The sequence below is a fragment of the Microcystis sp. CS-574 genome (assembly GCF_028329095.1).
Classification (GTDB): domain Bacteria; phylum Cyanobacteriota; class Cyanobacteriia; order Cyanobacteriales; family Microcystaceae; genus Microcystis; species Microcystis ichthyoblabe_A.
Genome location: NZ_JAQMSY010000212.1, coordinates 1 through 12,810 on the forward strand (window position 1 = coordinate 1; position 12,810 = coordinate 12,810).

General features: G+C 43.8%; 10 protein-coding genes and 1 pseudogene. All 11 read left to right on the forward strand.

From position 1 onward, the window contains the following. A pseudogene (locus PN470_RS17165) lies at positions 1-209 on the forward strand (IS5/IS1182 family transposase); the annotation flags it as partial. A gap of 1,321 nt (positions 210-1,530) precedes the next feature. Beyond that, entirely contained in the window at positions 1,531-1,947 is a 417-nt protein-coding gene (locus tag PN470_RS17170) for a lasso peptide biosynthesis B2 protein (RefSeq protein ID WP_271938496.1), read from the forward strand. 58 nt (positions 1,948-2,005) lie between these two features. Continuing rightward, on the forward strand, positions 2,006-3,103 hold the full coding sequence (locus tag PN470_RS17175) for an NHLP leader peptide family RiPP precursor (RefSeq protein WP_271938478.1): 1,098 nt from the start codon (positions 2,006-2,008) through the stop codon (positions 3,101-3,103). A 236-nt stretch (positions 3,104-3,339) separates the two neighbouring features. After that, positions 3,340-6,663, forward strand: coding sequence for a type 2 lanthipeptide synthetase LanM family protein (locus PN470_RS17180; RefSeq protein WP_271938480.1), 3,324 nt, complete (start codon positions 3,340-3,342; stop codon positions 6,661-6,663). Positions 6,664-6,733: 70 nt separating this feature from the next. Then, positions 6,734-7,552 (forward strand): class I SAM-dependent methyltransferase, encoded by an 819-nt coding sequence (locus tag PN470_RS17185; RefSeq protein ID WP_271938481.1) that lies wholly within the window; start codon positions 6,734-6,736, stop codon positions 7,550-7,552. A gap of 10 nt (positions 7,553-7,562) precedes the next feature. Continuing rightward, on the forward strand, positions 7,563-8,189 hold the full coding sequence (locus PN470_RS17190) for an ankyrin repeat domain-containing protein (RefSeq protein ID WP_272104852.1): 627 nt from the start codon (positions 7,563-7,565) through the stop codon (positions 8,187-8,189). A 65-nt stretch (positions 8,190-8,254) separates the two neighbouring features. Next, on the forward strand, positions 8,255-10,078 hold the full coding sequence (locus PN470_RS17195; RefSeq protein WP_272104853.1) for an ABC transporter ATP-binding protein: 1,824 nt from the start codon (positions 8,255-8,257) through the stop codon (positions 10,076-10,078). 4 nt (positions 10,079-10,082) lie between these two features. Further along, positions 10,083-11,294, forward strand: a complete 1,212-nt coding sequence (locus tag PN470_RS17200; RefSeq protein ID WP_272104854.1) for a nucleotidyltransferase domain-containing protein — start codon at positions 10,083-10,085, stop codon at positions 11,292-11,294. Then, positions 11,291-11,590 (forward strand): hypothetical protein, encoded by a 300-nt coding sequence (locus PN470_RS17205; protein ID WP_238142307.1) that lies wholly within the window; start codon positions 11,291-11,293, stop codon positions 11,588-11,590. The genes PN470_RS17200 and PN470_RS17205 overlap by 4 nt, the downstream gene beginning before the upstream one ends. A 160-nt stretch (positions 11,591-11,750) precedes the next feature. Continuing rightward, positions 11,751-12,374 carry a hypothetical protein gene (locus PN470_RS17210; RefSeq protein ID WP_133158911.1) on the forward strand — a complete coding sequence of 208 codons (624 nt, stop codon included), beginning with the start codon at positions 11,751-11,753 and terminating at the stop codon, positions 12,372-12,374. Positions 12,375-12,447: 73 nt separating this feature from the next. Further along, entirely contained in the window at positions 12,448-12,693 is a 246-nt protein-coding gene (locus PN470_RS17215) for a helix-turn-helix domain-containing protein (RefSeq protein ID WP_238142308.1), read from the forward strand. Positions 12,694-12,810 lie beyond the last annotated feature (117 nt).

Here is a 12,810-nt window from a genome sequence, read left to right on the forward strand (position 1 = left end):
GTAAAGTGATGGCTAAACTTCCTCATACTTCCTTTTCAGCGATTGCTATTACTTTTTTAGTCATAAATCTTTCTAACCTGTTGAGGCAGGTTTTTTGGGCTTTTTTATGTCTGAAATGGAAAAACAGCACTTTTTCTCGGTTAATGATTAGGGTAAGTTATAATTTAGGGGTTAATCAACAACTAAAGCTTATGTTTATAGCTAAGTGAAATCATTGATTAAGAGACCTGTACTTTTCAATAACTTTTTCAGCAAACCCTAATTACTCTGTTAACACCAGTCTCTCCTCGCACCCCAATGCGATTGCACGGCGGGATACCATAGAAGAGGCATCAGAACAGTTATGGAGATTTCGCCCATTGTTGTCTCTTGAATCTCTCGGTCTGCTTCATTTTCCTGACGGCCGCATCTGACCCGAATTTCGCAAGAAATTGCTTGACAGCGGCGTCGCAGCCAATTGAATCATTGAATCCCTAAAAATAGACCCTTGAATTGAAACTCAATAAGTTGATTTAGGATAAAAGGCTCTACCGAATCTGTCATGCAAAACTATTAACAACTCATGCTTGTAAAGCTTGTACAGCAAGACTTTGAGTTTTTATTAGATTGATATTTATCAACTTTAGAGCATTGCTGGACAGAGAGGGAGCTTGGGGAATTTTCTACAGTGTAAGTTCGGAAGAACCAGATAAAATTACGACCCAGTTTATACACAAAATCCAAGAGAGCCGATGAGCTTATCCAGATCGGTGGTGATACGGAAGTAGTGGTAGCCGAAAAGCCTTCCTGTCTTGGCCTCTGCCATGCTCATTCAAAGAAGCAGCATAAAGTTTCTGCCCTGGTTGGAAGCCGCAATGCCCGGTGCTTCGTCCATTTCTGGTATCTGGAGTGCTAGAAACCCCGTAAACTAATCAAATTGATTTCTGTGAAATTTGCAGGTGCCTTACCGAAAAATCAAGGGTTTAAAGCCCCGCCCTTTAGGGCGTAAAGTCTAAACTTTTATGTTATAACGTGTTTGGTTGTAATACCCGACCCCCTACTGCGTAGGCTAGGCAATCCTAGAGGCAAGGCGTTCCGAGAAGGTCAAAACTAATATCCTGTGGTGGCGAAAGCACAGTAAAAACAGCTAGGGAAACGAGAGGAGTACCAAATACTCAATAAACCCAAATTTCAAGCAAACAGTATCGGAGGGCATCCGAGAACTGAGGTCAACCACCTGAACGACTGGGGACAGCCCCGCCTCTGGCTAACTACTGCGAGAGTGGAGATAGTTAAGCGGTCTGGATGAGCCAGTAATTCCTATGTGTGAACTTGGGAGAATCCACTCACTTTAGGGAGTGGAGTATGTCAAAGAGCAATGATTGTAGAGACCACTACTTCCGTATCAGTACCAAGCCAATTCTGTATCCTCCACTACCATTTGAATTTTAAATTTCTGTTATGTTCCGAGAAAACTGGCACTAACCAAGATAATCGATGAAATGGCTGTCTAAGTTTATCAATCTGACTCCTAGCGATCGCTTCCTTCTTATGAAGACGCTATTCATGCTGGGTGCAGTCAGGTTGGGACTGAGGTTACTTCCATTTCAGACTTTACGTTCCCTTCTGGCGAGGCTCTCTGAGCCAACTGCCAAGCTACAGATGTCAGAGCCGACTTATGTGGACAGAGTGGTGTGGGCAGTAAGAGTAGCCAGCCGATATGTACGGGGTGTCAGATGTCTGGCTCAGGCTTTGGCAACTCAGGTGTTGTTGGAGCAACGCGGTTATCCCGCAGACCTTCGCATTGGTTTTACCAGGAGTAAGTATGGGCAAATGTCAGCCCATGCTTGGGTGGAAAGTGGGGGGCGAGTGGTGATTGGGGGTACAGGGAATATGGCTGGCTATATTCGTGTGCCACTTCAAGTGATCGAGAGGGATAAGAAAAGTCAATGGTATTTATTCTCTTGAATAAATCCTTTGTCTGGACAAAACACAAATCTCAAAGTACATAAAAGGAGACTTAGCCATGAATAACTTTGATGAAATGCCTAAAAAAATGACTCCTAATTTGCCTTTATGGTCTTTTCAGCTTCAACCTAATTCTAAGTTGGCGTTAAAAACTCGGAAGGATTTGGAAATTCATCTGATTACTCGCGCTTTGAAGGATGAGGAGTTTAAGCGAGAGTTAATTGCGAATCCGAAGGCGGTGATTGAGCGCGAGTTGGGAACTAAGTTGCCTGATGAACTTGAGATTAATGTTCTTGAGGAAACGGAAGACACTATTTATATGGTGCTTCCTTGTAATCCTTATGAAGGCATATCCGAAGAGGAACTGAAGGCTTCTTTAGGCATAACCTATGAGGATGTTGCTAAGTGGGTGTCGGAACAACAGAGAAATACACTCTTGGATGAAACCAGCAGCATTTTGGTGATTAGCCGTGCCTGGAAAGATGAAGGATTCAAACAAGAACTTCTCAAAAATCCTAAGAGAACATTGACAAAAGAATTGGAAATCACGATTCCAGATAGCCTAGACATTCAGGTAATATCAGAGACCCCCAATGCCCTTTATTTGGTGCTACCGATAATCTCTGACCAGCATACGAGTAAGGACTTGTATGACGCTCTGTCTGAGGGGGAACTAGAGGCTGTGGCAGGTGCTTACCGTGAGTTGATTATTGCCTCTACTCATATCTACACAGGCGGATGTTGTATTACCAACCCCAGTGATCGCAATCTAAAAGCCAATTTCTCTCCAGTAGACAGCAAAAGTGTTCTTGAGAAAGTTGCTGCCCTTCCGATTGAAACCTGGAATTACAAAAGCCAGAATCCGACCATTCGTCATATTGGACCAATGGCACAGGACTTTCATGCTGCCTTTAGCGTAGGGGAAGATGATAAGCACATCAACACGGTGGATGCTGATGGAGTAGCTCTGGCAGCCATCAAGGGCTTATACCAGCTAATAAAAGAGAAAGATGCACAGATTGCCAAGCAACAAAGTCAGATTACTGATCTGGAAACGAAGAATCAGAATCTCGAATTCCGCCTAGCGACTTTGGAGCTTGCGGTGAAGTCTATAAGCACGAGTTCTTCATCGTATAAACTACTGAGCAGAGTATAGCTTCCCATCTTCACCAACATTCCGCACCACAAGCTGTAGAGTATGAATGTTCTTTGGAAGCTCTACAGCTTCTAAGTACAGGACAAAAAATAATTTCTTCTCTGGCAAAAATGGTTCCAAGCTTTATCTGGAGAGACTTTCGGGATTATGTTCCAAAAGTGCTACCGTGCAAGGCTTTCAAAGATTTTGTCCTGTACTGAGCTACAGCTTATGTATCTCTATTAGGCTACATAACAATGGAATTATCTCAAAAAGACCTGGTTCAAATTGTTGATCGCTCTTCCACTATTACTGAACGCTTGGGCGTTGGGTTTCTTCCTGATGAAACGCAATTAGATCAACGCCTTAGCAATTCCCGTCTTGAGAAATGGTGTCAGGTTGTTGCTCAGGGGAACCAAGAAACATTTGCCAAGCGACTTGCTTGGGATGGCTTGGATGTAAACACTATTTGCCGTGCTTTGGGGTCTGTCCGCCTCTCTTATAATCAGCCTCTACCAAGTTGGGCAAAAACTTTAAAAACAGTCATGCAAGCTGCCAATGAGATTTCGGCTTCAGAACTGAAAGGATTGGATCTAGAAGAATATCGATATTTAGATCCTAAAGAGCCAATTCCATTTGAAGAAATTTATCTGCCTTTCATTACAGTAGCACAAAAAAAACTAATTTTTCTGGCTGATTCCTGTTATTCACTGCTTTCAGAAGAAGCTCACGCTATCCTAGAGCGCTGTCTTCTACGTCGTTTATCTGAGGTTGGTGCCCAGACCTTAGAATTAGAATTTTCCATTTTTCGTGCCATCAATCAATCCCATTTGACCCGCAGACTGACTCAGGCTTTATCAATTCCTTCCAGAGAAAAGTACCAAGCTTTTATTAAGCAAATGCTGACAGGAGGGTTGCTGGCATTTTTTAAAGAATACAGTGTATTAGCTAGGTTGATGTCAACAGCAACTAATTTATGGGTAGAAGCACAAGCTGATTTTCTAAGAAGCTTAAAATCAAACTGGTCAGCAATTGAGCAAACTTTCCAAGAGAATATCAACACTTCTCTACAGCAAGTCGTCGCTATCAAGCCATCAATGTCTGACGTACATAATGGAGGGCGTACTGTTGCTGCTCTAACTTTTAAATGCGGACTAAAACTGATCTATAAGCCAAAAGACTTGGGCATAGAAGTTGCCTTTTTTCAACTACTGGATTGGTTAAATGAGAAGGGTAAAAAAACATCAAATAATTCACTAGCACAAAATTACGTCATTAAAATACTTAATTATCCAACTCACGGGTGGGTGGAATATGTAACGCATTTCCCTTGTGAAAACGAAGCTCAAGCTAGGCTCTACCATAAACGGGCAGGAATGTTGCTATGCCTGATTTATACTTTGGGAGGAACAGACCTACATCTGGAAAATCTGATTGCTAGTGGAGAATATCCAGTCCTGATAGATTTAGAAACCCTGACGCATCCCAAAGTCCGAGACAACGGGGTAAATAGAGTTCAAGAGGTTGCAGGAGCTAAATTTTTGGCAACCCAGCAGTTTGAGAATTCTGTGCTATTGAGTGGACTCTTACCTCGATGGTATGTTCAGCCAGATGGAGGGGGAGCTTATGATCTCAGCGGGTTAGGCTCAGTTGATGAGCCGGATATACCCGCTCCTATTCTCAAATGGCAGCATACTAATACAGATGAGATGACAGTGGGGTATGAGTCAGGTCAAATGCCGCCACGAACTAATGCCCCCTCTCTAGGGGATGTCAAACTATCGCTAGAGAATTATTTAGAAGACTTTGTGGATGGCTTCCAGCAAATGTATCAGTTTCTGATGAACCAGCAAGAGGCGATTTTCGCAATTGATGGTCCACTAGCTGCCTTTGTCCATCAGCCAGTACGTTTTGTGTTTCGCCCTACCAGAGTCTATGTATCAGTGCTGGTAAAATCTCTTGAACCTCAATATCTACGAGAAGGATGCGATCGTAGTATTGAACTAGATATTCTTAGCCGAGCTCTACTCCCATCAAACTTAAAACATCCCTTTTGGTCACTTCTGAGTGCAGAACAGGGGGCACTTGAGCAGTTGGATATTCCTCGATTTACAGCTTGTTCTGATAGTGATAGTTTTGTAGTTCCTTCAAAGAAGGGATATGCGATTGCGCCTCACCAGATCATTGAGCACTGTTTTGAGCAATCTGGCTACAGCCAAGTTATTTCTCGTCTGCAAAACTTCAGTAATAAGGATTTAGCTCAACAAGTTAGTCTAATTAGAGGTGCAATATATGCCCGAAGTACGGTTAATCTCCATAGTGACTCCCAGTCTAATGTTGTCAACCTGAATCTCGATATGTCTGCTCCTCTTACGCCAGAGTCCATAGTGAAAGAGGCAGTGGCTATCGCTCAAGAGTTACAGGAACGGGCGATTTACTCTCCTGATGGTAGTGTTACTTGGATTGGATTGTCATACTTACCCAAGGCTCAAAGAATTCAATTCCAGCCCATAGGTTATTACTTATACGATGGAATCTCTGGCATTGTTTTATTTCTAGCTGCTTTGGAAAAAGTTACAGGGGGTGTCGGCTTTCGGAATCTCGCGTTAGCAGCTTTACAGAGCTTGCGTCGGGAGTTACGGAAGACTCATGAGGAAAAGCTTCCCCAATATATTGATATTGGCGCTGCAGTTGGTTGTAGCTCTATTATTTATGCGTTGGTAAAAATTAATCAATTACTGAATGAACCTGAGCTTTTAGAGGAAGCTAAGCAATTAGCATCACTGATTTCTCCAGAGTACATTGCACTAGATCAAACATTTGACGTTATGTCGGGAACTGCTGGCGCAATTCTGGGATTATTAGTCTTATTCGAGGTATCTGCCCAGCAAGAGTTTCTAGCACAAGCCATCAACTGTGGTCGTCATTTATTAGATCATCGTGTTGCTAGTAATTCGGGGCATAGAACCTGGAAAACTTTAAATGAAGCGTTATTAACTGGATTTTCTCACGGGGCAGCCGGAATTGCCTATGCTTTACTGCGCCTGTATAAAGTTACTGGTGATTCTGCCTTTTTAGATGCTGCCGTTGAAGCTCATGCTTATGAGCGCAGTGTCTACATATCAGAGGTGGGCAATTGGCCAGATTTAAGAACCCCACAAATGACAAATAAGTTTATCTGTATGTGTGCCTGGTGTCATGGTGCTCCAGGGATCGGTTTATCGAGAGTTGGTGTGCTTGATATTCTGGACACGAGCGAAATTAGACAAGATGTTAAGGAGGCAGTCAATACAACCATACAATATACACTGTCGAATTTAGATCACCTCTGCTGTGGCAACTTGGGTCGAGTAGAATTTCTTTTTACCACTGCTCGCAGGCTGCCACAACCCCAGCTATTGAAAACAGCTAGGGAACAAGCGGCTCAGGTTATAACTCGTGCACAGCAGAGAGGTGGTTTTTCTTATGGTTCTGTCCGAGTTTATAATCCCGGTTTCTTTCAAGGAGTGTCAGGAATTGGCTATGAACTATTGAGATTAGCTTATCCCAGTATACTTCCCTCAGTGTTGCTATGGGAGTAGCCTCCGTCTCATTAATATATCTGTCAAAAATTGATTTTTTAATTAAGTTGCATTTTAAAACTTAGAAACTATGAACATCGCTCAAAAAGTCACAAGAACAATTAAGGATCTATTGCCTCAAAAAATGAAAAGAATCTTAAATTTATATTTAAAGTGCGACTCGCAACTCAGGTATCATATACTAAACAGCACAGCCAACTATTCCCAAGTTAATTTAACCCCCTGGGCAGAATCGAGTCTTGAAATTGTTCAAGTCCAGGTCAAGAAGTTACATGAAAATCAAAAATTGGGATGGAATTACTATAGCGGTTCTTTAAGCCGCGAGATAGTTAAAACTTTTGAATCATCTGTCCTTAATCTTATTCCCCACTTCCAAAGCGTTAACTTTCTTGAAATAGGATCTAATCAAGGTATTTCAATGAGTGTCATAGCACTCATGTTAAAATCACAGGGAGTATTAGGTCAACTTGTATCTATTGATCCTTATTTTGAAAATGGCTATGCCGAGGGTTTAAGAAGTCCCTGGAAGAAAGAGGATAAAATTAAGGTTAATAAAGCCAATAAAGTACGAGCTTTTTGGTTGTACAAATCCCTAGATCTTGATGTTGAATTATTAGAGACAATAAGTGTAAACGCGCTGGTTAAATTGATAAAAGACGGCCGAAAATTTCATCTTATTTACATTGATGCTTTGCATGAGGGACTAAACCCCATGATTGATTTTGTTCTCTCCTCGGTTCTTTTACATCCCAATGGCATTCTGATGCTTGATGATTATCACTGGCCGGATGTTGCCGTTGTTAAATCACTTTGTGACCAAAATTGCATTAGAATACACGAGTGTTGGAGGGTTGCAGCTTATAAATTCCATGTCAATCTAAATCAATAGGTAGTTTTTTATGATGTCTAACAAACTCAGCTTGAGCATTATCTCATCTAGCAATTTTCTCCTGATTTTCTCGATTTTCCTGATTATAATCTTGGTAATATTCGTTTACTTAGCCAAACGATCAAAAACTATTCATTCCGAATCTTCACTGCACAAAGCTGTAGAGCAAAATCGCATCTCAGAAGTAAAAAAACTTCTAAATAGTGGTATCGATATTAATGTAAGAAACAAGAATAAATGGACATCGTTGCATATAGCAGCCATCAAAGGTCATGTTGCTTTAGTAAAGCTATTGCTAGAAAAAGGATCTGATGTCAATGCCCAAAACTATGTGAAGGCTACTCCCCTTCATGTAGCAGCACACGAAGGTAACAGAGATATAGCTAAAATACTTATTCTTAACGGTGCAGATGTCAACGCCAAAGGAATTAACAATCTCACTCCTCTACATATAGCAGTTGTTGAAGAACATACATCTGTAGACGATTACCTAGCCGTAGTAGAATTACTACTACTAAAAGGAGCAGATTTGAACGCAAAAGACAAGAATGAATTAACACCACTGGATTATGCAGTTCGCATGAACCGTACCCCAATGATAGATCTGCTTCGGTCGCATCTACAGGATGAACATTAGTAACAAGTTAAGAAAATGAGTCATTTAATTCTACTAATTTTATATTCATGGTGGGTAGAGAAAGAGTGACCACTAGCTTACCCAGATTAAGGCTTAAAATCCTCCAGACATTGCATCTAAGAAGAGCCTTGCGCCTTGTCTGGCAGAGCAGTCCTATCTGGACAATAGCTAGAGTCCTGCTGTTAGTGGTTCAGGGAATTTTACCCTTACTTTCCCTCTACCTGATGAAGCTAGTAGTCGATGCCGTCAACACTGGTATTACTGCTTCTAATAAAGGGGCAGCTTTCAGTCATGTAGCTATCCTCATCGGACTAGCAGGTGCAGTTACCCTAGTCGGCAACTTGGGTAACTTTCTTGGCGGATTGGTGAATGAAATCCAATCCCAGCTTGTCACTGACCATGTTTATGGTATCCTTCACGCCAAGTCCATTGAAATTGATTTAGAGTATTATGAAAACTCCGAATACTACGACACATTCCATCGTGCGGAAGAAACATCTTACCGTCCCAACAGCGTTCTCAATAAGTTAGTCCAGATTGGACAAAATAGCGTTTCTGTAGTGGCGATCGCCAGTTTATTAGTTTCCCTGCACTGGGCAATTGTCGCCGTCGTAATTGTTGCCGTCATTCCCAATATTTTCGTGCGCTTGAAATATGCCAATGTTATGTACAAATGGCAACGTCAGACGACAATGGCAGAACGACGAGCCAACTACTTTCATTGGATGCTGACGATGGATTGGCACGCCAAAGAAATCCGCCTGTTTGAGTTAGGAACTCTCTTCGCCCGCCGCTTTCGCCAACTGCGCCATCAACTGCACCGCGAAAAGCTCAAAATCACTACCCAAAATTCCCTCCGCCAATTAGTCGGCGAGATGACCTCTACCCTCGCCATCTTTGGAGTCTATGGATTTATCGCCTATCAGACCGTCCAAGGGGCAATTACCTTGGGAGGTCTGGTGATGTATCATCAAGCCTTTCAGCGGATACAGTCGGCTTTTCAAGCAATCTTAGGCGATTTCGCTGGTCTCTACTCAGACAACCTATTTCTCTCTAATCTCTACGAATTTCTTGACCTCAAACCCAAAATTGCTGACCCACCCCACCCTCAACCTGTCCCCCGTCCCATGCAAATTGGTGTCGCCTTCCACCAAGTCGGTTTCCAGTACGCAACTAGCAGCCGACAAGCCCTTGAGGACATCAATCTCACCATCCGACCAGGAGAAGTGGTAGCTTTAGTCGGCGAGAATGGGTCAGGAAAAACCACGCTGATCAAGTTGCTGTGTCGCCTCTATGACCCAACTGAGGGATGTATTACTATCGACGGGATTGACCTACGCCAGTTTAAACTTACTGACCTTCGACGGGAAATCAGCGTTGTTTTTCAGGACTATGCGAAATATCATCTGACAGCGATGGAAAATATTTGGTTTGGTAACATTGACTCTCCCCCTGAAACTGAACAAATTGCGATCGCCGCCCGTCGCGCTGGGGCTAATGAGGTGATTGACAGTCTTCCTCAAGGCTACGAAACGATTCTGGGTAAATGGTTTGAACAGGGGGAAGAATTAAGCATCGGTCAGTGGCAGAAAATCGCCCTCGCACGGGCTTTTCTACGGGATTCCCAGCTAATCGTCCTCGATGAACCTACCAGCGCTTTAGACCCAAAAGCCGAGTATGAAGTATTCCAACGATTTCGACAACTTCTCAAAGACCAAGCGGCTATTCTGATTAGCCATCGGCTATCGACGGTGAGGATGGCTGACCGCATTTATGTGTTAGAAAAGGGGAGAATTGTTGAAAGTGGCACTCATGAAGAATTGATGCGGTTAAGCGGAACTTACGCTCACTTATTTGAACTGCAAGCTCAACATTATTGGGAAAAATAGGATCATGACTGTTGCTCAAACTCAATTATCGTTTAAAGAATCAGCCCAAACAACTCGCCCCGAAATCGAGTTACTGTTATGCTGTGCCAGAACTCACATAGACCCCACCACAGAGGAGCGCCTTGAGGTGTTGCTCCAGCAAGACATCGACTGGACTTACCTCATCCAGACATCCGCCCGTCACGGGGTTATGCCGCTCCTGTACCGAAGCTTAAACGCCACTTGCCCAGAGTTGGTTCCCAAGCCTATCCTGTCTCAGCTTCGGAATTTTTTCCACACCAATGCACAGCATAATCTGCTCCTAACTCAAGAACTGCTCAGACTCCTGAATCTGTTTCAAGAGCATGAAATTCCCGCCATACCTTTCAAGGGGCCTGTTCTAGCCGCCTCTGTTTACGGTAATTTGGCCCGGCGGCAGTTCGGCGACTTGGACATCCTAGTACATGAGCGGGACTATCAGCAAGCGAAGGAGCTGCTCCTGAGCCAGGGCTATCGGATGTTATATGACAGCGAACATGAAGCCAACTGCCTCCAGGCTCAACTATGGCATACTGAGCAACAGCTCAGCGTAGACCTTCACTACGGAATCCCGCCCAAACAACTCCAACTGAAGCAGGAGGCACTCTGGGAATGCCTCGCTTCCCTATCTCTGGCTGGCACGACAATACAAGTCTTCTCCCCTGAAGCTCACCTGTTGGTACTTTGCGTGGATGGATACAAGGAATACTGGCATAAGCTAAGTAGAATCTGCGACCTGGCTGCCATGATTGGCAACCAGGAGCTCGACTGGGAACGGCTCAGGGAACTGGCTAGGAAGTTAAAACTTGAGCGCATCCTCTCTCTGGGACTGCTGCTGACTAGCGAACTCTTAGAAGCCTCCCTCCCAGAGAAAATTTGGTCAAGAGTCGAGGCTAATTCAGCAATCAGGGGGCTAGCCGCCCGGTTGCAGAAAGACCTTTTCTCTGAGGAAAACCCTCAAAGCCCCCCCTTCTCCCTCTGGACAATTGCCCTCTACCACTTGTACTTGAGCGAGTGCCAGCCAGACAGGTTACGCTACTGGCTGACCCCGAATACCAGTGACAGAGCGTTCCTGTCCCTTCCTGCCTCCCTCTCCTTCTTCTACTACTTGCTCCGCCCCATCCGAGTGATTGGCAAATATGGACTCAGCCCCTTTCAAGGGCTTTTCAAGCAGTTGCGCTTGGAGGTCAGCGAATGAAAACTCCTGTGGCTTTCATCATCTTCAATCGCCCCGAAACGACCAAGAAAGTCTTTGAGGCGATTCGTCAAGCCAAACCCCCCAAACTCTTGGTCGTTGCCGATGGTTCTCGCCCTGACCAGCCCGATGATGTCAAAGACTGTGCCGCCGCCCGTGCCCTTATCGAGCAAGTCGATTGGGATTGTGAAGTGCTAAAAAATTATTCTGATGTCAACCTCGGCTGCGGTCGGCGTGTAGCAAGTGGACTGGATTGGGTATTTATACCAATTCTCCAAAGTCTGACTACAGAAGTTTAATCCCCCTAAATCCCCCTTAAAAAGGGGAACTTAAAGGGGGATTTAAATTCGATGTGTAGTTTTCATTTAGAGAAATGGTATTAGCACAGTTGAGCGAGCCATCGTCCTTGAAGATGACTGTTTGCCCCATCCCTGTTTCTTTCAGTTCTGCGAGGAGTTATTGGAGAAATACCAGGGTGACGAGCGCATCATGACCATCCGGGGAACTAATGAGTTGGGGAAATGGAAACCAGACAGCCAGAGCTATCACTTTTGCTGCTGGCCCAGCCCGGTTTGGGGGTGGGCTTCTTGGTCAAGGGCGTGGCGCTGTTATGACCATGAGATAAAAGCCTGGGGTAATCCAGAGTTAAAGGCGAAAATTTGGGCATTTATGGACGACTATTCTCTTTTTCAGGGAATGGCGTGGCGCTTTGAAAAAGCCTTCCGAAAAGAGGTGGATACCTGGGATTGGCAATGGTATTTTGCTATTCTGTCAAATTCTGGTTTCGCTATCGTGCCTTCTGTGAATTTGGTTTCTAATATTGGCTTTGGTCCCAAGGCTACTCATACGAAGTCATGGCGCTCCAAGGTCATCAACCGCCGGACCTATTCCCTTCAATTACCCCTCAGCCATCCTGATGCGGTAGCTCCAGACAAGGATTACCATAAGGAGATATTAAAAGAGTTCTCAAGGGTCAGGCCGCTCCAGAAGCTGAAGTATCAAATCAAGGCCAGACTTCGCCCCTATAAGCATTACCTTTTAAGTTGGCTTAATGTAGGTGTTGCGGCCTGCAAAAGGAAATAGGACTTAGGCAATAGATCTCTTGCATAAGTCGAGACAAAATAAGATAAAATAGTTCAAGAGTTAAGATTGAAAGATGACTTACGAACAAGTAAAAACTTTAAAGCCAACAGAGTTCAAACGCTTTTGGGTCGTGTATCCAGATACATTTAAGGATATGGTAACAGTCCTAAAGGCAGAAAAAGTTTGGCAAAAAAAGACTGGCAGACCGAGTAAATTGAGTACAGAAGACCAACTACTAATGGCATTAGAGTATTGGCGAGAATATCGCGCCTATTTTTATCTGGGAACTAGTTGGGGTGTTAACCTGTTCGTAATTTAAATTGCTTGTTGAGACGAGGCAAGAGGCAAGAGGCAAGAGGCAAAAGGCAACAGTAAAGGGATTGGGGGAGGTTCGGCCAATTTTAAGAATAAGCGGTTTAAATGCGTCTTAGCTTAA